Annotated in this window: 23 protein-coding genes; 15 read left to right on the forward strand and 8 right to left on the reverse strand. The window is 58.3% G+C overall.

All coding sequences use genetic code 11. From position 1 onward, the window contains the following. Positions 1-86: 86 nt before the first annotated feature. The 4 genes from FHT82_RS01595 (at position 87) to FHT82_RS01610 (ending at position 4,742) form a co-directional block, all read left to right on the forward strand. On the forward strand, positions 87-1,595 hold the full coding sequence (locus FHT82_RS01595; RefSeq protein ID WP_183725681.1) for an alpha-N-arabinofuranosidase: 1,509 nt from the start codon (positions 87-89) through the stop codon (positions 1,593-1,595). A gap of 58 nt (positions 1,596-1,653) precedes the next feature. Continuing rightward, positions 1,654-2,928, forward strand: a complete 1,275-nt coding sequence (locus tag FHT82_RS01600; protein WP_183725683.1) for an extracellular solute-binding protein — start codon at positions 1,654-1,656, stop codon at positions 2,926-2,928. Positions 2,929-3,018: 90 nt separating this feature from the next. Continuing rightward, positions 3,019-3,903 carry a sugar ABC transporter permease gene (locus FHT82_RS01605; protein WP_183725685.1) on the forward strand — a complete coding sequence of 295 codons (885 nt, stop codon included), beginning with the start codon at positions 3,019-3,021 and terminating at the stop codon, positions 3,901-3,903. Continuing rightward, positions 3,900-4,742 (forward strand): carbohydrate ABC transporter permease, encoded by an 843-nt coding sequence (locus tag FHT82_RS01610; RefSeq protein ID WP_183725687.1) that lies wholly within the window; start codon positions 3,900-3,902, stop codon positions 4,740-4,742. Before FHT82_RS01605 ends, FHT82_RS01610 begins: the two co-directional genes overlap by 4 nt. Positions 4,743-4,793: 51 nt before the next feature. Here FHT82_RS01610 and ugpC (FHT82_RS01615) read toward each other — a convergent pair whose 3' ends face one another. After that, complete coding sequence (gene ugpC, locus FHT82_RS01615; RefSeq protein WP_183725689.1) at positions 4,794-5,870, reverse strand: sn-glycerol-3-phosphate ABC transporter ATP-binding protein UgpC; 1,077 nt, start codon at positions 5,868-5,870, stop codon at positions 4,794-4,796. A gap of 308 nt (positions 5,871-6,178) precedes the next feature. Here ugpC (FHT82_RS01615) and FHT82_RS01620 point away from each other — a divergent pair, with 308 nt between their 5' ends. Next, positions 6,179-7,105, forward strand: a complete 927-nt coding sequence (locus tag FHT82_RS01620; RefSeq protein ID WP_183725691.1) for an ArsR family transcriptional regulator — start codon at positions 6,179-6,181, stop codon at positions 7,103-7,105. 195 nt (positions 7,106-7,300) lie between these two features. Here FHT82_RS01620 and queE read toward each other — a convergent pair whose 3' ends face one another. From queE to msrA, 4 genes are all read right to left on the reverse strand, one after another. Further along, the gene (queE, locus tag FHT82_RS01625; RefSeq protein ID WP_246698024.1) at positions 7,301-8,029 is read right to left on the reverse strand and encodes a 7-carboxy-7-deazaguanine synthase QueE; all 729 of its coding nucleotides are present in this window, start codon (positions 8,027-8,029) and stop codon (positions 7,301-7,303) included. Further along, positions 8,026-8,382, reverse strand: coding sequence for a 6-carboxytetrahydropterin synthase QueD (gene queD / locus FHT82_RS01630; RefSeq protein ID WP_183725695.1), 357 nt, complete (start codon positions 8,380-8,382; stop codon positions 8,026-8,028). Before queD ends, queE begins: the two co-directional genes overlap by 4 nt. Beyond that, complete coding sequence (queC, locus tag FHT82_RS01635; protein WP_183725697.1) at positions 8,382-9,092, reverse strand: 7-cyano-7-deazaguanine synthase QueC; 711 nt, start codon at positions 9,090-9,092, stop codon at positions 8,382-8,384. Before queC ends, queD begins: the two co-directional genes overlap by 1 nt. 309 nt (positions 9,093-9,401) lie before the next feature. Beyond that, positions 9,402-9,911: a peptide-methionine (S)-S-oxide reductase MsrA gene (gene msrA / locus FHT82_RS01640; protein ID WP_183725699.1), complete on the reverse strand. Its 510-nt coding sequence runs from the start codon at positions 9,909-9,911 to the stop codon at positions 9,402-9,404. A 320-nt stretch (positions 9,912-10,231) separates the two neighbouring features. On the opposite strand from msrA, the gene FHT82_RS01645 reads away from it, so the two are divergent. Then, positions 10,232-11,230, forward strand: coding sequence for an aminoglycoside phosphotransferase family protein (locus FHT82_RS01645; protein WP_183725701.1), 999 nt, complete (start codon positions 10,232-10,234; stop codon positions 11,228-11,230). On the opposite strand, the gene FHT82_RS01650 is transcribed toward FHT82_RS01645, so the two are convergent. Then, positions 11,208-12,311, reverse strand: a complete 1,104-nt coding sequence (locus FHT82_RS01650; RefSeq protein WP_183725703.1) for an NADH:flavin oxidoreductase/NADH oxidase — start codon at positions 12,309-12,311, stop codon at positions 11,208-11,210. The genes FHT82_RS01645 and FHT82_RS01650 overlap by 23 nt on opposite strands. A 362-nt stretch (positions 12,312-12,673) precedes the next feature. On the opposite strand from FHT82_RS01650, the gene FHT82_RS01655 reads away from it, so the two are divergent. Further along, on the forward strand, positions 12,674-13,000 hold the full coding sequence (locus FHT82_RS01655; RefSeq protein WP_348647570.1) for a hypothetical protein: 327 nt from the start codon (positions 12,674-12,676) through the stop codon (positions 12,998-13,000). Positions 13,001-13,110: 110 nt separating this feature from the next. After that, entirely contained in the window at positions 13,111-14,007 is an 897-nt protein-coding gene (locus FHT82_RS01660) for a LysR family transcriptional regulator (protein ID WP_183725705.1), read from the forward strand. A gap of 53 nt (positions 14,008-14,060) precedes the next feature. Here the strand turns inward: FHT82_RS01660 and FHT82_RS01665 are convergent, their stop codons facing one another. After that, positions 14,061-15,035, reverse strand: a complete 975-nt coding sequence (locus tag FHT82_RS01665; RefSeq protein ID WP_183725708.1) for an alpha/beta hydrolase — start codon at positions 15,033-15,035, stop codon at positions 14,061-14,063. 232 nt (positions 15,036-15,267) lie between these two features. Beyond that, positions 15,268-15,552, reverse strand: a complete 285-nt coding sequence (locus tag FHT82_RS01670; RefSeq protein WP_183725710.1) for a hypothetical protein — start codon at positions 15,550-15,552, stop codon at positions 15,268-15,270. Between the two features lie 69 nt (positions 15,553-15,621). On the opposite strand from FHT82_RS01670, the gene FHT82_RS01675 reads away from it, so the two are divergent. The 7 genes from FHT82_RS01675 (at position 15,622) to ugpC (FHT82_RS01705) (ending at position 23,363) form a co-directional block, all read left to right on the forward strand. Next, entirely contained in the window at positions 15,622-15,975 is a 354-nt protein-coding gene (locus tag FHT82_RS01675; protein WP_183725711.1) for a hypothetical protein, read from the forward strand. Positions 15,976-16,121: 146 nt separating this feature from the next. Then, positions 16,122-17,171, forward strand: coding sequence for a LacI family DNA-binding transcriptional regulator (locus tag FHT82_RS01680; RefSeq protein ID WP_183725713.1), 1,050 nt, complete (start codon positions 16,122-16,124; stop codon positions 17,169-17,171). 57 nt (positions 17,172-17,228) lie between these two features. After that, positions 17,229-18,467 carry a sugar ABC transporter substrate-binding protein gene (locus FHT82_RS01685; RefSeq protein ID WP_183725715.1) on the forward strand — a complete coding sequence of 413 codons (1,239 nt, stop codon included), beginning with the start codon at positions 17,229-17,231 and terminating at the stop codon, positions 18,465-18,467. An 81-nt stretch (positions 18,468-18,548) separates the two neighbouring features. Beyond that, positions 18,549-19,463 carry a sugar ABC transporter permease gene (locus FHT82_RS01690; RefSeq protein WP_183725717.1) on the forward strand — a complete coding sequence of 305 codons (915 nt, stop codon included), beginning with the start codon at positions 18,549-18,551 and terminating at the stop codon, positions 19,461-19,463. After that, on the forward strand, positions 19,463-20,326 hold the full coding sequence (locus tag FHT82_RS01695) for a carbohydrate ABC transporter permease (protein ID WP_183725719.1): 864 nt from the start codon (positions 19,463-19,465) through the stop codon (positions 20,324-20,326). The genes FHT82_RS01690 and FHT82_RS01695 overlap by 1 nt, the downstream gene beginning before the upstream one ends. A gap of 27 nt (positions 20,327-20,353) precedes the next feature. After that, a complete protein-coding gene (locus FHT82_RS01700) occupies positions 20,354-22,282 on the forward strand; it encodes a glycoside hydrolase family 127 protein (protein WP_183725721.1) in 1,929 nt (642 codons plus the stop codon). 1 nt (position 22,283) lies between these two features. Further along, positions 22,284-23,363 carry a sn-glycerol-3-phosphate ABC transporter ATP-binding protein UgpC gene (ugpC, locus tag FHT82_RS01705; RefSeq protein ID WP_183725723.1) on the forward strand — a complete coding sequence of 360 codons (1,080 nt, stop codon included), beginning with the start codon at positions 22,284-22,286 and terminating at the stop codon, positions 23,361-23,363. Positions 23,364-23,460 lie beyond the last annotated feature (97 nt).

Here is a 23,460-nt window from a genome sequence, read left to right on the forward strand (position 1 = left end):
CCTCTTGACGAACGCACATGCTCAGCGCTTACTATGCCGCTTGACGGATATAAACCAAATAAACTGATATGAATGGGGGGAGGAATATGCAGGCTCGAGTCACAGCGCACGCGCGTTATACGGTAGCCGATATCGACAAGAGATTGTACGGGTCGTTCCTTGAACATCTCGGACGGGCCGTCTACACGGGCATCTACGAGCCCGGGCACCCAACAGCCGACGAGTCTGGCATGCGCCAGGACGTCCTTGAACTGGTTCGCGCTCTTGATACGCCGGTCTGCCGCTATCCCGGCGGAAACTTTGTATCGGCTTACAATTGGGAAGACGGTATCGGCCCAAAAAGTGAGCGTCCGACACGGCTCGACCTGGCCTGGCGGACTTCCGAGTCCAATCAGGTAGGCATTCACGAATTTGCGGGTTGGGCGAAGGCTGCGGGCACCGAGATGATGCTTGCCGTCAATCTCGGATCCCGCGGGCTCGATGACGCTCGCAATTTCGTCGAATACGTCAACCATCCAGGCGGCAGCTACTGGTCTGACCTTCGTCGCAAAAATGGACAAGCCGATCCATGGAACGTCAAACTCTGGTGCCTCGGCAATGAGATGGACGGTCCCTGGCAGGTTGGGCACAAGACCGCAGTGGAATACGGCCACCTCGCAAACGAGACGGCCAAGGCGTTGCGTGCCTTCGACGATAGCCTGGAGCTCGTCGTCTGCGGCTCCTCACATTCCGACATGCCGACCTACCCCCAGTGGGAGGCGACGGTTCTGGAAGAGACCTACGATCAGGTCGACTACATCTCGCTGCATATGTATTTCGAGAACTACGAGAAGAAGACCTCGGAGTTTCTGGCCCTGCCAGAGAAACTCGATCGGTATATCGGCACGGTCGGTGGCGTTATCGATTATGTGAAGGCGAAGAAGCGCTCCAAGAAGAATGTCCGCATCTCATTCGACGAATGGAACGTCTGGTATCATGAGCGTCGTAGCGATGCCAAGCGAATGAAGGAGTGGGACTGGCCGCATGCGCCCGTGCTGTTGGAAGACATCTATAATTTCGAGGATGTGCTTCAGGTCGGCTGCATACTCAATACCTTCATCCGCCGATCGGACGTCGTCCGGATCGCCTGTATAGCGCAGCTGGTTAATGTCATTGCGCCGATTATGACCGCACCGGGCGGCGCTGCCTGGCGACAGACCATCTACTTTCCATTCCAGTTTGCGTCGAATTATGGACGCGGCACCGCCCTTCGGCTCGATGTCGATTGCGCCAGGTACGACGCCGATATCGCCGCCGGTGTCTCCTACCTGGACATCGCCGGCGTTCATGACGGGGATGCAGGTACGCTGACCTTCTTTGCGATCAATCGCCACGGTGAGGAGGCCATGACGATCGATCTTTCTGTGGAGGGGTTCGGCAAAGCCCGCAGCGTCGAGCATACGCTGATCAAGCACGATGATCTGGAGGCTCGCAACACCAAGGATGCGCCGGACACAGTTGCCCCGATGAAGGTTGAGGGCGCGACGATCTCTAGCAATGGCGTGCAAGTCACCGTACCTCCATACTCTTATTCGATGATCAGGATCACGCTTTGACTTTGTAGTGAAACATGTTGGCGGCGGGAGGCCGCGAGCAAAAAGGGAGGAAAATATCATGTTCAGAATGCTGAAGCTCGCCAAGTGCATTGTGGTCGCAACTGCACTATGCGGGTCCGCTGCCCATGCACAGGAAACGGTCGCCTGGTGGGATTTTCTCAGCGGTGGTGACGGCGTGCGCATGAAGCAGATGATCGCCGATTTCAACAAGGCCCATGAAGGGAAAATCAAGATCGAGGCGACCACGCTGGAATGGGGCACGCCGTTTTACTCCAAGGTTCAGACCGCAGCCTCGGTCGGCGAAGCACCCGATATCATGACTTATCACGCCAGCCGGATTCCGCTGGCGGTGAAGCAGGGGATTCTCCAGGAAATAACTGCTGACGACTGGTCCAAGATGGGTCTTGCGAAAGATGACTATGCCGAAACCACGTGGGATGCCGTTACGATAGACGGCAAACAATATGCCGTTCCCTTCGACACCCATCCGATCGTGCTCTACTACAATAAGGATATCCTGGCTAAAGCGGGTCTGCTGACCGAGGACGGCAAGCCCAAGGGGCTCGACAGCCGGGAAAATTTCGAGGCAACTCTGCAGGGGCTGAAGAAAGCCGGCGTCAAATTCCCGCTTGGATCGGTCACTGCCGATGGCAACTTCATGTTCCGGACAATCTACTCCTTGATGGGTCAGCAGGACGGAGAACTTCTGACCGACGGCGAATTCCTCGCGGGTGACAACGCGCAGAAACTGCAAAACGCGCTTGCCCTCCTCCAGGGGTGGACCAAGGAAAACCTGCAATCGACATATACCGATTATCCCGCGACTGTCGCACTTTTCACATCAGGCGAGGCCGCAATGATGATCAATGGGGTTTGGGAAGTGCCGACCATGGTCGACCTTCACAAGCAGGGCAAACTCTTTGAATGGGGTGCCGTCGAGCTTCCCGTGCTTTTCAAGCATGCCTCGACCTACGCAGATAGCCATACCTTTGCCATTCCCGCCAACAAAGGAAAGGACATGACGGCGGACAAAAGAGCAGCCGTGCTGGAAGTCATTTCCTGGCTTTCGAAGAACTCGCTCTACTGGGCAAGTGCAGGCCACATCCCCGCCTATGGACCGGTCACCCAGAGTGCTGAATACAAAGCCATGCAGCCGAACGCTACCTATTCTCCTCTGACGGCCAACATGATCTTCGATCCAAAGACGCCACTCGCCGGCGTGGCCGGACCGATCTTCGATGTGATGTCCAACTACTTCGTTCCAACTCTCAACAATGAGATGGATCCGGCTAAAGCCGTCGAGGAGATCAAGACCGAACTCAACGATCTCTAACACCTTCTACGACAGGTCGCGGCACATTGCTCCGACCTGTCAGCAGCCCTCACGATCCCCTTATTGGAACGAAGGAAGCTTGCATTAATCATGCTCAGGAATAAACGAAGCGAGGCTTTGATCGCCGCGGTACTGGTTGCGCCTTTTGTGGCGATATACGGTCTGGTCTTTATCTACCCTTTGATCAGACTTTTCCTGACCAGTTTCACGGACGCTCCTCTGATCGGCAGCGGCGCGTATGTCGGTTTCGATAACTATGTGCGCCTCTGGGGTGAACGGCGTTTCGACACTGCACTGTGGAACACAGCCTATTTTGTCTTGCTAACGGTTGTACCTGGGACATTTACCGCCTTTGCCATTGCTCTCGGCATCAATCGGCTTGCAGGCCGGATGCAGGCCTTCGTCCTGGCGCTGTTTTTTCTGCCTTATATCCTGCCCGTGTCGGTCGTCTACCTGATCTGGGACTGGACTTTGAACTTCCAGTTCGGAATCGCAATGTATCTCTTTGACATGATAGGGATAAGCCGGGTCCCAGTTTTCAAGTCGACAGGCTGGTTTATGCCCGCCGTCGCCTTCATCACCATCTGGTGGACTGCCGGCTTCTCCATCCTTCTGTTTCTTGCCGGTCTTCGTTCAATCCCCGCCGAGATTTATGAAGCGGCCGCTCTCGACAATGCCGGCCGCTGGGCGACGTTCCGGCAAGTTACATGGCCGCTCATGTGGCCGATTACGGCCTTGGTGCTCACCATACAGTTGATCCTACAGCTAAAGATCTTCGACCAGGTCTACCTGTTTTCGACTGGTGGCCGCCCCAACGACAACCTTGTCCTGGTCTATTATGTCTTCCAACGCGCGTTCCAGTCCGACCAGGGAGGTCGTGCCGCCGCGGCTGCAGTCGTCCTTTTCGTGATCGTTATCGTCGTCTCGGTCATCAACTTCCAGCTCACACGTCTGTCGAAGGGAGGCGCGCGATGACCTCAACAACTGTCCAGCGCTTAAATGTGGCAGGTTTTGCGATCACGCTGGCGACCGTCGTCATCGCCGTGCTCTGGGCGTTCCCGCTCTATTGGGGCGTCGTCTCGTCGCTCAAACCGGAAGACGAAGTGGTAAGGCCCTACATCGAACTATGGCCAGACACCTTCACCCTCTCGCATTATGTCTTCGCACTGACTCAGACCCAGATCGGGACCTGGTATCTGAACTCGATCGTGACGGCACTGGCGATCACCGTACTGACCGTCGCTTCATCGCTTCTTTGCGGCTATGCGATATCGCAGCTCGAATTTCCGCTCCGCCGCCCACTCTGGTGGCTAATCCTGGCGAGTTTCATGGTCCCTATGCAAACCATGATCGTCAATCACTTCGAACTTGTGGCAAGCCTCGGGCTTCTCAACACATGGAGCGGCATCGTACTTCCGCAATTGATCCACCCTGTGATCATCATCGTCTACAAGCAGTTCTTCGATGGAGTGCCGAAGGATTTTCGCGAGGCCGCTGTCATGGACAATGCTTCTGAATGGCGCATCCTGACGCGGGTCTACATGCCAATGAACTGGGGTGTCACGGCGGCACTTGCGATCGTCACCTTTATCTGGTCTTGGAACGCCTTTCTCTGGCCCTTCCTTGCCGTGACGAAGACCGACATGATGACCATCACCGTCGGTATTACGCAGGTCAACGATGCCTTCGGGGTCTATTATGCCCGGCAACTCTCTGCAGCCGTGCTGGCCGGCCTGCCGGTGGCAATCGCCTATCTGGTGTTTCAGCGGCGCGTGACAGAAGCAATTACCCTGTCAGCCGGCATCAAGGGATGATACGGAACGTCAGCAAGAGCTGCCGTTCCGTATAAGAAGAGATTTTGCTCCTCAGTGTACGTGATGCGCCTTTCCGTCCTTGTCGAAGAGATGGACGGCAGTCATGTCGAATGAGATGAAGACGGTATCGCCCGGCTGAACATTGCAACGTCCTCCATCCTGTGCAATGACCTCGCTGCCATCCTTCAAGCTGCAATAGAGGAGCGTTCGATCGCCGAGCCGCTCCACGACACCAACTTTGGCCTCACTGCCCCGTGCGCTGGCACCTTCGCCTTCAACGGCCCGTACGGCTTCCGGCCGGATGCCGAGTTCGTAGCGACCCGGGCCTGACGGCGGCGGCGAGATCTTCAATTCGGCTCCGTCTCCTAGCCGCAAAATTCCTTCGGGTAGCAGGTCCACAGGGAGAAAATTCATTGCAGGACTGCCGACAAACCCCGCGACAAATCTCGATGCTGGCCTGAGATAAACCTCCATCGGCGTGCCGATCTGTTCGATCCTGCAATTGTTTAGTACAACAATACGGTCGGCAAGCGTCATAGCTTCAGTCTGGTCGTGCGTTACATAGATCATCGTCGACTTCATGCGCTGGTGAAGCTCGGCAAGTTCCACGCGGGTGCGTACGCGCAGCGCAGCGTCGAGGTTGGAGAGGGGCTCGTCTAAGAGAAAAGCTGTTGGGTCCTTGACGATTGCACGACCGATTGCGACGCGCTGGCGCTGGCCACCCGAAAGCTGGGCAGGCCTTCGCCCAAGCAGCGCATCCATCTCCAGCATCCGCGCCGCTTCGGCAACGCGCAGGTCGATATCCTTTTCTGGCATGCCTATGTTTCGCAAGCCGAAAGCCATGTTGTCCCGGACCGTCATGTGCGGGTAGAGCGCGTAGTTCTGAAAAACCATGGCCAGCCGGCGCTGACCTGGCGCCAACGTCTCGCTTCGCACACCGTCGATGCTCAAGGCCCCACTCGTAATCGTTTCAAGCCCAGCGATCATCCGCAGCAACGTTGATTTTCCCGAGCCCGAGGGTCCGAGAAAAACCATGAGCTCTCCGGAACGGATCGTCAGGGATATATCTTCGATGACTTTGACATTGCCGAAGCTCTTGGTGACATTTTCAAGCCTGATTTCTGCCATGAAGTTCCTCCCGATTAAAACCATTCTTTCCGGTATATACCAGAAGTCAAGATATCAGTAGGATACGACCATTCTGTTGTGACTTCTCTCCAGCCGCTCGCGAAACGGACACTCGAGTACCCGGTATACCGGCGGCGTTGCGCAGTCTTAATCAAGGCTGGACGGGCTTGGCTGAGCGGCATTCGTACAGCAGCCGGATCGCACTGTTTGCCCTAAAATTCTATTCCTTGGGCCGCCTGACTAGCAGGCCGACCGGCGCCCTTGATACATCATAATTTCCGATATACACATGAGCAAAACATGGGGACATGATGGAGCGGGCGTTTTTAACAATTTTCGCTGGCGAGAACAGTGACGCTATACGCGCGCTCTCGGCACCCGCGAGGGTTGATATGCTTAAACTTCTCTGCGCAGAAGGGCCGATGAACATCAATGACATTGCGCGTGCCCTTTCCCTTCCCCAATCGACAGTTGCTACTGGAATACAGATTTTGGAAGACGCGAGGCTCGTCGAGTCCCGGCTCGCCAAAGCACGGAAAGGGAACCAAAAAATCTGCTCAGCGATCTATAGTGAGATCGTCATCAGTTTCGAAAAGACCGCGGCTCAACGGCTTGATGATGTTATCGAGGTCGAGATGCCGGTCGGGCTGTATACTAGTTGTGACGTTTACGCGCCGTGTGGACTTTGTTCCACCGAAAGCGTCATCGGTCCCCTTGACGTTCCGGATTACTTTCTTGATCCGCAGCGCATGCAGGCCGGGCTCATCTGGTTCGGCAGGGGATATGTGGAATACAAATTCCCCAACAATGCCAGAGTCCTTAACAAGGATATCCGTGCAATCGAGTTCTCTCTGGAACTCTCGTCGGAAGTGCCGGGCACGAACGCCGACTGGCCATCGGATATAACACTTTGGGTCAATGGAGTGGCCATCGGAACGTGGACTTCGCCTGGTGACAACGGCGATAAGCGAGGTGCGTTTACTCCACCATGGTGGAAGCTGGAGGGCTCGCAATATGGGATGCAGAAGACGTGGCATATATCACGTAGGGGGACCTTTGTTGACGGCGCTCCCGCATCAGAAGTGACGATAAACGATCTCGCGCTTGCCCAGCACTCTTCTATACGGCTGAGGGTCGGCATTGCGGAGGATGCCCGCCATACCGGGGGCGTTAACATTTTTGGTCGCAATTTCGGAAATTACGGTCGCGATATCGTTATGCGATTGCATGTCTGATCACGGACGCCAGCAAGGTCTTCGACATTGTCCGCCCATCCCCTATGGCATGATAACAGCGTTAGACTAGCCTAACGCTGAATTGGAGCATTTGCGGTCGCGCAAGCTGCGCGCCCATAGCCGATTCAAATCACACCAATAAATAGCAGTTTCGCAACCGCTTCTGCACGGGGCCGCAACCTTCCCCAAAGGTGATCACACACCCCGCATGTTTCCCCAGAGCAAGACGTGAAGCTGGGGAAGAACGCGAGCGTCGAACCACCGGTCCGAGGTAACCCTGTCGACCAGCCACCGCATGCGGTTCAGTATTCCTTCGAGATCGATCGTGGCTTCTTCATCCACTGGCGGCGTGTGATTGCCGGGTTGCAGGAAGATCGGAAGCTCTTTGAAATCCTTTGCGACAGACCTTGCAAAGGCATAGTCGTCTTCATCGAATATGACGATCTTCATTGCGATCCTGGGGCCGTTGCGAGCCGCAGTTATGCAGTTTCTCAGTTCGCCCGGCTTGAATTCCATACCGCTGGACGGTGGTTTGGGACTGAGGATCAAATGATCCAGCTCTGCAAACCAGTCCTGGGCTATCGACCCCTGTGTTTCCAAGGCGAATTGATAGCCATCGTGCTTTCCTCGGGCGATCAGCGGCCCAAGCGGCTGGGTCGCCGGGTTTCCACCGGACAGGGAAATCATGAGAGGAGCGCCTTGAGAGAGCGATTCCACGTTCGACCAGACCTCATCGACCGACATTGGCGTCCACTCGTCGCGGAAGGCGCTGTCGACGGCGTGAAGCGTATCGCACCATTCGCAGCGATAGTCACAGCCGCCCGTTCTGACGAAGACGGTCGGAAGTCCCATGAGCGGCCCTTCCCCCTGGATCGTCGGTCCGAAGATTTCGCTGATGCGGATCTTTTGTTCCTTGCCTGTCATGGGCGATATTCCGCCCATGTCTTCGGGGTCTCGCTTACCCTCACGGCGGAGGTTTCCGGCAGGCGCTGCTTGCACCAGTCATAAAAATGCTTGGCGAGCCATTCGGATGTCACCCGGTCATGGCCCAACGCGTCGTTGAGATGCCGGTGATCAAAGGTCTCATCGATGTATCGCTTGAGCGGCGAAAGCTCGTGATAATCACGGACGAAGCCGTCCTCATTCAACTCCAACGCGGCAAGCTCGACCTCCACGATATAATTGTGGCCGTGCAGACGTGCGCACTGATGGTCATCAGGAAGGTGGGACAGCTGATGCGAGGCGGAAAAATGGAACTCCTTGGTGATCCGGTACATCACTTCGCCTCTTCTGCCTTGAACGCACCCGTCGCAGCGATCCAGAAATCCGGGTCGTCATAAACGGTCGGATCCTCGACGCCTGCGAGATGGAAGGCCTCGCGGCGCTCGACGCATGTCCCGCATCTTCCGCAATGGAAACGACCGCCTTTGTAGCAAGACCATGTCTCTTCAAAAGGCGTTCGGTGTCTTGCGCCATCAGCGACAATGTCGGCCTTCGTCGCGTTTACATATGGAGCAAGTAATCTGACATCGGCATATCCCTCAAGAGCATGCTGCTGCATCGTCTCGAATGCTGAAATGAACCCCGGCCGACAGTCCGGGTAGATGAAGTGGTCTCCGCCATGGACGGCAATCGCCACGGCGTCTGCGTGACGAGCAGCAGCAAGTCCGAATGCGATCGACAGCATGATGGCGTTGCGGTTCGGCACGACCGTCGCCTTCATCGTCTCCTCGGCGTAGTGCCCATCAGGAACCTTGACATCGTCCGTGAGGGCGGAGCCGGTCAGGTGCTTGCCCACGTTCGATATGTCTATGATGTCGTGTGGCACGTCGAGCTTTCGCGCGCAGAGAGCCGCGAATTCCAGCTCTTTGACATGCCGTTGACCGTAGTTGAAGGAGATGAGGCCGATAAGTTCGTGGTTCGCCGCAATCTTGTATGCAAGCGAAATGGAGTCGAGACCGCCTGAGCAGACGACAAGTACTTTCATTGTAGGATCCCTTGTTTTGTTGAACCGGGTGGGCTGCGACCGGTTAGCGGGGCACCTACTAAACTTCCGAAGCCGGGATGTCCAGTAACTTTGCCGGCAAGATGGCGAGCGGCGATCAGCGTCTTGGGTGCGCGGCGCTCGAACGGTCATTTCATCTTGCAACCACATTATGATGACCTGCCCGGCAGTCCTGCTGATGGCTGCAAAGTGAAGTCTATAGTCTGCAATCGGATCGAACAGTTCCAAAAGAAAAGCGGCGGCCGAGGGGCCACCGCTGCGGAGGTCAACTTAGCTGGTAATAAAGCGAACTCAGGCGACGTTCTGCCGTTTCGGCAACTTCCAGCCGGGGCGAGCAAAATGGCATGTGTAACCATTCGGAATGCGTTCGAGATAATCCTGATGCTCCGGTTCGGCTTCCCAGAAATCGCCGACGGGGACGACTTCCGTGACGACCTTGCCCGGCCACAGGCCCGAAGCGTTCACATCGGCGATCGTGTCCTCGGCGATGCGATGTTGGTTCTCGTCCGCATAGAAGATTGCCGACCGATAGCTTGCCCCGATGTCATTGCCCTGGCGATTGCGGGTCGACGGATCATGGATCTGGAAGAAGAACTCCAGGATGTCGCGATAGCTCGTCTTTTGCGGATCGAAGATGATCTCTATCGCTTCGGCATGGTTGCCATGGTTGCGGTAGGTTGCATTGGGAACTTCACCGCCCGTGTAACCGACACGCGTTGAAACAACGCCGGGAAGCCGTCGAATAAGGTCCTGCATTCCCCAGAAGCAGCCGCCAGCAAGTACCGCACGTTCTGTCGTCATAGAGATGTCCTTTCCAAAGGCGCGAAATTGACGGGGATCGTCAAGGTCTGCTTCGCTGACGCCTATATGGGTACTCGGCTCAATGATCGCCAGTCCACTGCCGCGGCATCGGGACCTTCCCTGAACCACATTCCGGCTTCCAGGCTGCTCCCTCAGCCGAGGGTATAATTTCTGCGGAACGAGATTGACCGGTGAGACGGGTCAAAGCACTCTGAGCCGAATTTTGCGTCGTCTGTCATCCGGGCGGCATTCTCTGGTTCGCAATTTCCGGCACCGCCTCTCAAAATCGGCTGCGAGCGTCGCGCAAGGGAGCTTTGGACATGGCACCAGAAAGACGGACGACCATAGAGCTTGATGGAGAAACCGTTCAGCAGATCGTCCAGAACCTCGATCCTGGCCTTGTCGCCGGCGGCTTTGCCCGTCTGCATGGCGGCAGCACGGAAGTCTACAGGATCGACCTTGCCGGCGCTGACATCGAACCGCTGGTCCTCAAGATCTATCCTGACAAACCTGAATGGGGACCGGCGAAAGAGAAGCTTGTGGCGGGTTGGTTCACGGAGCTGACGCGGCTTGCGCCAAACTGGCTGGAGATCGACGAGTCGCGAAGCCTCCTGCCGTTGCGCTACGCCTTGCTGCCGCTGCTGCCCGGCCGCGCGCTGCGTGACTGGATGGCCGAGCCGGATATAGAGCAAGCCTATCGGCAGATGGGGGAGTTGCTGAGAGGCATTCATGCGATGGCGATGCCAGCCTATGGCTACGTATTCGGCCACGGGATCGACAGACCGATATCGACGAATGCGGACTATATGACATCGGCGTTCGAAGACGTGTTCCGGCGCTTTCGCGACCTAGGCGGCGATGCCGATCTTGGGCGCCGTCTGCGGCAGCTGGCAGAAGGAAACTTCGGCCTTCTGCAGCAAAGCAGCAATGCCGTGCTCTGCCACGACGACTTCCATCAGGGCAATGTACTGGCCTTGCGCGGCGATGCCGGCAGGCTTCAGCTCAGCGGGCTTGTCGATTTCGGCAATGCGCGGGCAGCAGACAGGCTCTTCGATCTTGCCAAAGCCCTCTTCTGCTCGGCACATGAAGATCCGCGCAGCTATAAGCCCATCCTTGAAGGATACGGCTCCGTCGATCACTCCGATATCGAACGAACGCTTTGGCTCTACACGCTTTTCCATCGGCTCAGCATGTGGTGCTGGCTGACGAAGCTCGGCCTGGCTCCCGCAGCAGAGGATGGTCCCGGCGGGCTTCTCCGAGACCTCCACGCGATGGCGCGAGTATCAGACCTAGGCATCACTTTGCAAACAGGGTCTTGAACTGCGACGGCTGGCACCGGAGATACTGGTTGGCCGCTTTCACTTGCCCGCCAAGCTCGGCAGCCGCGTGCCACGGCCAGCGCGGATCATAGAGGATGGCCCGGGCGAGCGCGATCAGGTCTGCATCGCCGGTTGCTACGATTGCCTCGGCCTGCGTCGGCTCGGTGATCAAGCCGACGGCGATGACCGGCATTTTGACGGCGCTTTTGATCGCCCTGGCGAGCGGCACCTGGTAGCTCGGACTGATCGGGATCGACTGCGAAGGGTCCAAGCCGCCGCTCGATACGTGGATGGCGTCGCATCCGTGTGCTTCGAGCATCCCGGCAAATTCGACACTCTCGGAAATCTCCAAACCGCCCTCGACCCAGTCGGTGGCGGAAACGCGCATTGTCACCGGCCGTTCGGAAGGAAAGGCGTCCCGGACGGCGTCGAGAACCTCCAGCGGGAATCGGGCGCGATTTTCCAGCGAACCGCCATATTCGTCGGTTCGCTGGTTCGACAAGGGCGACAGGAATTCGTGCAACAGATAGCCGTGGGCGCCATGGATCTGAACGGCGTCGATGCCGATCCTTGCCGCCCGCCGTGCGGCGGCAGCAAAGGCATCGCGGACGCGCTTCATGCCATCGCTATCCAATGCGGTCGGCGGCACGTAATTCGGATTGAAAGCGACAGCGGAGGGCGCTTCGGTCTGCCATCCCTTCGGATCAGTCGGTGGAAACTGACCGCCGCCTCGCCAGGGAACCTCGGTCGAGGCCTTGCGTCCGGCATGGGCCAATTGCACGGCGATCGGCATGTCCGACCATTTTCTGATGCTTTCGAGCGTGCGCGCCATGGCCGCCTCGGAAGCATCGTCATAGAGGCCGACATCGGCAAAGGTGATGCGTCCCTCGGGAACGACGGCAGTTGCCTCGATGGTCAGAAGCGCGGCCCCGGAAAGCGCCAGCTGTCCGAGATGAATCAGGTGCCAATCCGTCATGCAGCCGTCCACAGCCGAATACTGGCACATGGGCGCGATCACGATACGGTTGACGAGTTCGAGATTGCGCACGGTGAAGGGCGAGAACAGGACGGGCTGGGGCATGGCGTTCCTCGAAGCGGAATTCAATGGTCTCGGTTTATAGCATTCTGTCGGAGCTTTACGACGGTTAGCAGAGCCTCGACATGTCAGGAACTGTTCTTTGGTGTGGGTCCGCCTTGTGAAGCGGCTCCGTATGCCAGCTTCTTCCGATTGTTTCGCCACGCGGAAGAAAGCCTTCAGCACAACCTCTGTTCAGGCCCGGTGCGGCCGGATGTATTGATTGATCCATCGACGATATTCCGTCCGCGAACCGAATGGGCCTCCGATCGTTTCATCGGCCAAAGCGTCGCACGACATCTTTACCGACAGGCTCGAAACGGCGACCGACGAGACGAGCGCTGTTTGAGGCCTATGGAGAGAATACGGTGAGCAAAGATCTCATCACCCCGATCATGCGCATACAAATCGAACTTGCTATCGCAAACGCGAGAAATGATCTCAACGCTCTCCGATCTCTGGAGATCGAGGCGAAACATCTGGCGCTGAGCGGCGCGGAGATCGACGCAGCAAAACGCGGAGGCAGTTTCGACTTGCTTGCCGATATCACCGTGAAACTCGCGCTGGCGATCGAAGCAGGCGATAAAGAGGTCAGCACAGTCGCAAGACAACAGCTCACGGTTTTCGGTATTCCAGAGATCGCTTCGGAACTGCTCGCCTTCGTCAAGGAGATGGAACCACCGCCACCGAAATAAGATGCTTTCGCCCAGCAGCTTGCCCCTATGGGATTGATAGATTGCGATCGGAAGAAAAGCGCTTAAATCTCTGTCCGGGACTTAAGCTCTTCAAGACAAATGTGTGTCGCATGGATCGATGGCAGGCAATGAGGGTCTTCGTGAAAGTCGCGGAGGCTGAGAGCTTTGCAGACGCAGGACGGCAACTCCACATGAGCCCTCCGGCCGTCACGCGCATCGTGTCTGCCCTGGAAGACGTCATAGGGACACGCCTTCTGACGCGCACGACCCGATCCGTCAAACTGACGGCAGCAGGTGCCCAGTATTTTGCGGACTGCCAGAGACTTCTCGCCGATCTCTCGGAGGCGGAAGCGGCCGCAGCCGGCGCCTACGGCAAACCGACGGGCACGCTCACCGTCACCACTTCTGCCATGTTCGGGACAATGTTCGTCCTGCCGCTGATGACCGAATATCTGGATCTTTATCCCGATGTCGTCGGTCGCGGCCTGTTTGTCGACCGCGTCGTCAGCATGATCGACGAAGGCATCGACGTTGCGATCCGTATTGGCCATCTGCCTGATTCCGGCCTCACCGCGACGCGCGTCGGCCAGGTGCGGCGCGTGATCTGCGGATCGCCTGCCTATTTTGAAAAGCATGGCGTCCCCATGACCCCCGGCGATCTGTCGAAGCATCGCATTATCGCATCGACCAGTGCTTGGACCTCGCTCGAATGGCGATTCGGGGTGCAGAAGAAGTCTGCCGTCCACGTCAATCCTCGGCTTTTCTGCAACACCAACGAGGCGGCAATTTCGGCGGCAGCTCGCGGCTGGGGCCTGACGCGCGTTCTGTCCTACCAGATTGCGCCGCAGCTTGAGGCAGGTGAATTGCGCACGATCCTGGCTAGTTATGAGGAGGAGGCGTTGCCGATCCATGTCGTCCATCCGGAAGGCCGGTATGCTTCGGCAAAGGTGCGGAGTTTCATCGATTTCGCGGTCGGAAAGCTGAGGTCCAACAGGCATTTCAATTAGCAGCGAAAGGCCCGCGTGTTCATCGCTGAATGCGCGGGCTCTCATGAAAGCGATTATTGCTTTGCAATCTTGCGGTCGAGGAAGTCGTGAATGAGCGGCGCCATCTCATCCAGCTTGTCTTCAAGGGCAAAATGGCCGGTGTCGAGGAGGTGCATTTCAGCGGCCGGCAGATCACGCAGGTAAGGATGCGCGCCTTCCTCCGGAAAGATCTTGTCGTTCTTGCCCCAGACGATCAGGGTCGGCGGCTTGCGTTCGCGGAAGAAGGCCTGGAATTGCGGGTAGAGCGGAACGTTCGTGCCGTAATCATGGAAGAGATCGAGCTGGATATCCTTGTTACCCGGCCGATCGAGCAGGGCCTGATCGTGAACCCAGTTGTCGGGGCTGATGCGGGTGAGGTCCTTAACGCCATCGGTGTACTGGAACTTGGTGGTTTCGAGGACGACGAGATTGGACAGGGCCTCGCGCTTTTCCGCGGAACCGTCTGCCCAGTATGCCTTAATCGGATCCCAGAATTCGCGCAGGCCTTCTTCATAGGCGTTGCCGTTCTGGACGATCAGCCCGCTTACCCGTTCCGGATGCTTGAGCGCCAGTCGATAGCCAACGGGCGCGCCGTAATCCATGAGATACATGGCGTAGGTCTTGGCGCCGAGCTTAGTCATGAGCGTATCGACCATGTCAGCATAATGGCCGAAGGTGTAGGCGAACTTGGTGTGATCGGGTGCATCGCTCTGACCGAAGCCCGGATAGTCAGGTGCGATGACGTGATAACGATCGGCAAGCAAGGGAATGAGGTTGCGGAACATGTGCGAGGATGTCGGGAAGCCGTGCAGAAGCAGGACGACAGGACCATCAACCGGACCGGCTTCGCGATAAAACATGTTGACGCCATCGATCTTGGCCGAACGATAATGAACGGTCACCGGCGCCTGCCGGGTCATCGCAACCTGCTTGGCAGGAGCGGCTGCGGCTTCAGAAAGGGGAGCGAGGCTGACGGTTGCCAGCATCAGGGAAAGGACCAGTCGGTTCATCTTGGTTCTCCGTTTTAACAAATCCGCCAACAACCCTTGCTGGCCTGGCACCAACAATAGCCATTCACTGGAATCCGTTAATCGGTAGAATGTGGAAGTAATTATTCCGCCTATCGGAATAGTGAAATGTTCCGTTGCAAGCCGGGACAGCGGCGCCGGTGGCGGCAGCGGCAATGAGACGATCTGCGCATATGCGAAGCGGCTAACCGTTTCTTCACACCGGGCAGGTAGTTCAAGGTTTGGATAATCTGTTCTCGGCAGCGCCGGCGGCGAAGAGTTTGTTCTGGTTATTCCGAACACGGTTCCCGAAGAGGCGGCGGAGATCGTCAATCGCATGCTGGTTGCCGTCAGGCAGTCTCGCCCGCTGGCCGATCACCTCAGCTTCCGCTAGAGTTTTTCTGCAGGCATCGCCTGTGTCATGAGCGGAGACCATGCCAATAATATCTATCGAAGGGCCGATCTGGCGCTCTACGCGGCCAAGATGAGAGGTCGCGACCAGATCAGCATCGATCCCCATGCGCACCCGCTTGGGGCGACAGACATCATAGCCAGGCCTGCCAGTCAGGCCATAAGCCAGGGAGTTTCAATGGTCGAAAAGATTGCGCCCACCTCGCCCACAGCAGCCTCCTCGGCCACGCATGTAGACCAAAGCACCTCCATCGGCTCCGAACCTGACAATGCCTGGGTCGCCGAGCGGCAAGCAAAGATCAGCGCTGGCAGTGGGAAAAAAGACGATCACCACACCGCTGTGAGCAATGAAGATCGTATCGATAGCGATGACGATCCGGCAGCGGAGCGGCATCTCGACCATCATTCCACCCATCCCCATGCGGAGAGTTCCGATCCGACCGAAGAACGCCTGTCCGGCGAGAGCGAGCGCATCGGTACCGGCACCCTGGATGAGGATGTTCCGTTCGGCAAGCACGTCGGATATCTGTAAGTGATTGAGCTCGCACGCTGACAAGCCTTGTGGTGCTCAGCTTCGATCAGAAGCCGGCTCATCGTTGACATCAATTCTCTCCTCTTCAACCAGCCCTGGATCGATTAGCGATAGATGAGAAAACCTTTTCTCACTTGACAATTTCCATGAGAAAAGGTTTTCTCATTGCGAGTTCGATGGAGGAGCGACTGGACACAACAGGAGGAAGAAAAGGCCGGATCACCATTCATGATGTCGCGGCGGCTGCTGGAATCAGCATCTCGACGGCGTCGAAGGCGCTGAACGATACGGGCCGGATGGGTCCGGAAACGCGCGAGCGGGTCAAGCGCATCGCGGCGGAGATCGGATACAGACCGAACGCTTTGGCAAGAGGCTTGCTCAGCAAGCGCAGTTTCACGATCGGGCTTCTCACCAACGATACCTATGGTCGTTTTACCCTGCCGGTCATGGCGGGCATATCGGATGCTCTCGTTGATCATGGTGTTTCGGTCTTTCTATGCGCGATCGAGGAGGATCCGGCACTCGGGCAGATTCATGTGGAGGCGATGCTCGACAAACAGGTCGACGGCATAATTGCGACAGGAAAGCGTCTGGACAGACGGTTGCCGGTCGATCTGTCGAATTTGAACGTGCCCGTGGTCTACGCCTTTACGGAGGGAGCGCCGGGAACCGTGACGTTCCGCTCCGATGATGCACAGGGCGCGCGGCTTGCAATCGAATGGCTGGCAAAGCTCGGGCGCAAGCGGATCGCCCATGTCACCGGACCGGAGAATTTCTTTTCGGTGCGCGAGCGGGCCGATGCCTATCGCAAGGTTGCGGGAGAGGAGCGGCCGGTTCTGTTTGGAGCCTGGTCGGAAAGCTGGGGCCACGAAGCGGTCGCGAGAATGTGGAGCGGCAACGGCGAAAAGCCCGACGGCATCTTCTGCGGCAACGATCAGATTGCGCGTGGTGTCATCGATGCGCTGCGCGAACGCGGCATCGGGGTGCCGCAGGATGTTTCGGTGGTCGGTTTCGACAATTGGGAGATTGTCGCCGCCCAGACGCGTCCGCCGCTGACGACGGTGGATATGGAATTGAAGGAACTGGGGCGGCAGGCCGGATTGACAGTTCTGGCGCTTGCGGAGGGACGTCCGGTAGAGCCAGGCATCAGGAAACTGCCGTGCCGTCTCGTCGTGCGGCAATCATGCGGGGGGTGACACCCTCGGAATATAGCAACGGCGCGAAGGAGACGCGCCAATTTGGGAGGAGAGCCAATGATGAAGCGTCTAATGGTGGCAACCAGCCTTGCCACACTCTGCCTGGTTTCGACAGCTTCGGCTGCCGAAAAGATCGAAATGTGGGTCCGCACCGGTATCGGCGATTCCTTCAAGAAGGTTGTCGAGGCCTATAATGCGAGCCATGAAAACCAAGTCGCTACCACAGAAGTGCCCTTCGGCGAACTAGTGCAGAAATACGCAACCGCAATCGCCGGCGGCCAAGCGCCCGATGCCCTGTCGATGGACCTGATCTACACCCCGGCCTTCGCGGCGGCCGGTCAGCTCGAAGACCTGACCGACTGGGCCAAGAGCCTGCCCTATTTCAATTCGCTGTCGCCGTCGCATGTCAAGCTCGGCACCTATCAGGACAAGATCTACGGCCTGCCGCTTTCAGTCGAAACCTCTGTCTTCGCCTGGAACAAGGACCTCTACAAGAAGGCCGGCCTCGACCCCGAAAAGGCGCCCACGACCTGGGAGGAAATCGAAGCCAATGCCGAGAAGATCCGCAAGCTCGGTGATGACACCTACGGCTTCTACTTCTCCGGTGGCGGCTGCGGCGGCTGCATGATCTTCACCTTCACGCCGCTCGTCTGGGGTGCGGGTGTCGATATCCTCTCGGAGGATGGCAAGACCGCAACGCTCGATACGCCGCAGATGCGCAAGGCCGTCGGCTACTATCGTGACATGGTCAAGAAGGACCTCGTTCCGGCGAGTGCCGCGAGCGACAACGGCACGAACTTCCTGACCTTCACCAATGGCAAGATCGGCCAGCAGAGCCTTGGTGCCTTCGCCATCGGTACGCTCGTCACGCAATATCCTGATATCAACTTCGGCGTGACGCTGATCCCAAGCGTTGATGGCAAGGCATCGTCCTTTGCCGGCGGCGACAATTTCGTCATCACCAAGGGCACGAAGAAGATCGATGCCGTCAAGGAATTCCTCGAATATATCTATTCGATGGACGGCCAGAAAGTCCTGGCCAAATACGGCAGCCTGCCGACACGCGGGGACATTGCCGATCAGGTGCTTGCCGGGCTCGATCCGCGCATGCAGGTGGGCCTGAAGGCAATCTCCGTTGCCAAGACACCCTATACGCTGCAGTTCAACGATCTGATCAACAGCGCCAATGGCCCCTGGGCAACCTTCACCAACGCCGCGATCTTCGGCGATGACGTCGATGGCGCTTTCTCGAACGCTCAGTCCGAGATGCAGTCCATCATCGACAGCGGCCAATAACTCTCCCGGCCGTGGCCGGGGGACGGTGGCAGTTCCCCGGCCGATCCACAGACTGATCATTCGTAAGATGCGGAGGTTTCGATGACCGGTTCCGGTCCGCAGCGCACGCGCGCTGTCCGAAAACGGCGGCGAAGGTCGCAATGGCGCGGCTTTCTTTATATCGCGCCCGCCATGGCGCTCGTCATTGTCTTCTTCGTCATGCCTGTGCTGTTCACCGGCTGGATGAGCCTGCACAACTGGCCGCTGATGGGTGCGGCGCGCTGGATCGGCTTTGCCAACTATATCCGCATGTGGAACGATAGCCGCTTCATGGCGGCCTTGAACTTCACCGCCTACTATACGGTCATCGTGACCATCGCGATCTTCGCAGTCGCCTTCCCGCTGGCGATCTTCGTCGAGAAGGAGCGACGCTTCGTCAGCACCTACCGAACGATCATCTTCCTGCCCGTCGTGGTCGGCCTGGCGACAGCGTCGCTGCTTTGGGTCTGGCTTGCCAATGTCGACAGCGGTTTTGTCGGCCCGGCCCTTCGCGCACTCGGCCTCGTCGAGCGAAGCCCCAATATCATGGCGAGCTTCGATACCGCTTTTGCAACCATCATCGTCATGGTCGTCTGGAAGATCGCGGGCTTTACCATGATCATCCTGTTGACCGGGCTTCAGGCCATTCCGTCCGAGTTGACGGAGGCAGCCCGCATCGATGGCGCCGGGCGCTGGCAGCGCTTTCGACATCTCACCCTGCCGCTGATGCGAAAGACGATTGCGCTGGCGCTGATCGTCTCGGTCACCGGCTCGATCCTCGCCTTCGACCAGTTCTACATCATGACCTCGGGCGGACCGCAGAACAAGATGATCTCCGTCGTCTACTACATCTTCAATCAGTCCTTCGTGTCCTTCAATCTGGGCTACGGATCCGCCCTTTCGATCGTCCTTCTGGCGATCCTCGTTGCGATCTCCGTCGTCCAGCTCTGGCTGCTGCGTGTCGGAGAGGAACGCTGATGATTTCCTCCCGTGAACGCCGCGCCCGCAAACGCTTCAGATCGCAATCGGCCTATCATGTCGCCGGGATCGCCGTTTCGGTCTTCTTCCTGGCGCCCTTCATCATCACGCTGCTTGCCTCCTTCCGGCACGGCACGGAGGCAAGCCTGCCGCCGCTGCCGCCATGGCCGACGACAGGTGTCAGCTTCGATGCCTATGCATTGCTCGATACGTTCGGCGCCGGCATCTGGCGGCACATGATCAACTCGCTATTCGTTTCGCTGGCAACGGTGTTGCTGACGGTCACGGTGAGCCTGCTCGCCGGCTACGGCTTCTCGCGTTATCGCTTCCCGCTGAAGAATGCCCTCTTCGTGCTGATCATCGCGACGCTCATGATCCCATTCCAGTCGATCCTGACGCCGCTCTTCATCATTCTGGCGAAGCTCGGCCTCAACAATTCGCTGCTGGGGCTCACCCTCGTCTACGTGACGCTGCAACTTCCCTTCTCCGTCTTCATGATGCGCAATGCCTTCGATGCCGTGCCGAAGGAGATCGAGGAAGCAGCGCGCATCGATGGCGCGCGGGACCTGAAACTGCTGATCCGCGTGCTTCTGCCGTTGGTGCTGCCGGGTATCGCGACAGTCGCGATCTTTGCCTTCCTCAATGCCTGGAACGAATTCCTGGCCGCCCTCGTGCTGCTTTCCAGCAACGAGAAATACACGCTTCCCGTCCTGATGACGGCGGTGCGCGCCGGCCGCCTCGGCGCCATCAACTGGGGCGCGGTTCAGGCCGGTGTCGTCGTCATGACGATCCCCTGCCTGATCGTCTTCCTGCTCCTGCAACGCTACTACATGCGCGGGCTGATGGCCGGCGCGGTGAAATGATGATCTTTCAACGAAATGGATGAGCCTATGAACAAGCTGAAGAGAGACCGCCAGTTCCGTCCCCTGCCCGTGCCGAGCGTCGAACTGCGCGGCCTGTTTGGCGATCGCCAGGATGTGATCTGCGATTCCACCGCCGAAACGCTGCTCGACCGCTGCGTCGAGGCCGGTATGCTGCAGGCGATCGACGTGACCCAGCCGAGCCCCGGCGTGGTCATTCCGATCGGCCCCTGGGGCGGCACGACGCAGATGTTCTGGGACAGCGATCTCGGCAAGTCGATCGAAACTGTCGCCTATTCACTCTACCGCCGGCCCAATGCGCAGCTCGAAGCCCGCGTCGATGAGATTATCGACATGTATGAGAAGCTGCAGGACAAGGACGGCTATCTGAACGCCTGGTTCCAGCGCGTCCAGCCCGGCCGGCGCTGGACGAACCTGCGCGACCATCATGAGCTCTATTGCGCCGGACACCTGATCGAAGGCGCGGTTGCCTATTACCAGGCGACCGGCAAGAAGAAGCTGCTCGACATCATGTGCCGCTACTCCGATTACCTGATCACCGTCTTCGGCCACGGCCCCGGCCAGATGCCCGGCTATTGCGGCCACGAGGAAGTCGAGCTCGCACTGGTCAAGCTGGCGCGTGTCACGGGCGAAAAGAAATATCTCGACCTTTCGAAGTTCTTCATCGACGAGCGCGGCACCGAACCGCATTTTTTCACCGAAGAAGCGATCCGTGACGGCCGGAGTGCTGCCGACTTCCACCAGAAGACCTATGAGTACGGCCAGGCGCATGTGCCGGTACGCGAACAGAAGAAGGTCGTCGGCCACGCGGTACGCGCCATGTACCTCTATGCCGGCATGGCCGATATCGCCACCGAATATAATGACGACACGCTGACGGCAGCGCTCGAAACTCTTTGGGACGACCTGACGACCAAGCAGATGTACGTCACCGGCGGCATCGGTCCGGCAGCCGCAAACGAAGGCTTCACAGACTATTACGACCTGCCGAACGAGAGCGCCTATGCCGAAACCTGCGCCTCGGTCGGCCTCGTCTTCTGGGCAAACCGCATGCTTGGCCGCGGCCCAAACCGTCGTTATGCCGATATCATGGAGCAGGCGCTCTATAATGGCGCCATGGCCGGCCTCTCCCTCGACGGCACCCGCTTCTTCTACGAGAACCCACTGGAAAGCTCCGGCAAGCACCATCGCTGGATCTGGCACCATTGCCCCTGCTGCCCGCCGAACATCGCTCGCCTGCTCGCTTCCGTCGGCTCCTACATGTATGCGATCGCCGAGGATGAAATTGCCGTCCACCTCTATGGGGAAAGCAAGGCGCGCTTCGATCTTGCCGGCGCCAAGGTCGAGCTTTCGCAACGGACGCGTTACCCTTGGGATGGCGCGATCCATTTCGACCTGGCGCTCGACCGCCCGGCTCACTTCGCGCTGTCACTGCGTATCCCGGAATGGGCCGACGGTGCGACGCTTTCCATCAATGGCGAAAAGCTCGATCTCGCATCCGTGCTGATGGATGGTTATGCCCGCATCGACCGCGACTGGAAGAGCGGCGACAAGGTCGATCTCTCGATCCCGCTGACGGCCCGCAAGCTCTTCGCCAATCCGCTGGTTCGCCAGGATGCCGGCCGCACGGCGCTGATGCGTGGTCCGATGGTCTATTGCGTCGAGGAAACCGACAACGGCGCCGGACTGAACGGCATTTCTCTGTCAGCTGATGTTTCGCAAGCCAAGACCTCCGAGATATCGGGTCTTCGCGGCGCGGTCGCCCTCGAACTTCCCGTCAGCCGTGATACGGCCGACTGGGGCTCGGCGCTCTACCGCACCTCGCCGCCTGCCACAAAACAGGCGAGCGCGCGTTTCGTGCCCTATCCTTTCTGGGACAACCGCGAACCAGGCGAGATGCTCGTCTGGGTCAGAGCCGGCGAGGCGCGCGGTGAATAAAATGGCGGATACGAGCGTTGTGCTGACCGAAATTCGCAAGAGTTTCGGCAATCTGGAAGTCATCCATGGCGTCGACCTGACCATCGCTGAGGGATCCTTCGTCGTCTTCGTCGGACCCTCGGGATGCGGAAAATCGACCCTGCTCCGCATGATTGCCGGGCTGGAGGATGTCACCGACGGCGAGATCGAGATCAAGGGACGCAATGTCACCGATCTCGACCCTTCCGATCGCGGCATCGCCATGGTCTTCCAGTCCTATGCGCTCTATCCGCATATGAGTGTGCGCGACAATCTCGCCTTCGGCCTGAAAATGGCTAGGACGCAGACCTCGGAGATCGAGGCCCGCGTCAAGGCAGCCTCGGCGATCCTGAAGATCGACCATCTGCTCGACCGCCGGCCGGGACAGCTCTCGGGCGGCCAGCGGCAGCGCGTGGCGATCGGTCGCGCGATCGTCCGCAAGCCGGATGTCTTCCTCTTCGACGAACCGCTGTCGAACCTTGACGCGGAGTTGCGCGTCTCGATGCGCATCGAAATTGCCAGGCTCCACCGTGAGCTCGGCAATACGATGATCTACGTCACGCACGACCAGACCGAGGCAATGACGCTCGCCGACAAGATCGTCGTGCTGCGGGATGGATATATCGAACAGGCGGGAACGCCGCGCGAGATCTATGAGCGGCCGAACAATGTCTTCGTCGCGGGCTTCATCGGTTCGCCGCGCATGAACCTTCTCGACGCAAGTTGGACTGGCGACGGCAATATCATGGTATCCGGCAACCGAATCCGTTCGCCGATCGGCGGGGCTGGTTTGAGCCAAGGGCAGAAAATTACCCTTGGCATGCGCCCGGAGCATCTGAGGATCGCCGCAAGCTCACAGGATGAGACACTGCGGGCCACGGTCGATTTTGATGAATATCTCGGCGGCACTCAGTTCCTCTATTGCCAGCTTGGCGACGGCCAGCCGTTGACCGTGGAGTATAGGGGATTGTCTGACATCGCGACCGGCAGCCAGCTCGCCTTCACCTGCGATCCCGCTTATTTGCACATCTTCAACGCCGACGGCATGCGGCTCGACAAATAAACTCTGCCGGCTGTAGGCTGCGTTCCTGTTCTTCGGTCGGGCGCCTGCGGCATCGGCCGATCGGCACAAAACTCTCGCTGGAGGACAGCACCCGCCT

It is taken from the genome of Rhizobium sp. BK275 (assembly GCF_014193555.1).
Taxonomy (GTDB): Bacteria; Pseudomonadota; Alphaproteobacteria; order Rhizobiales; family Rhizobiaceae; genus Rhizobium.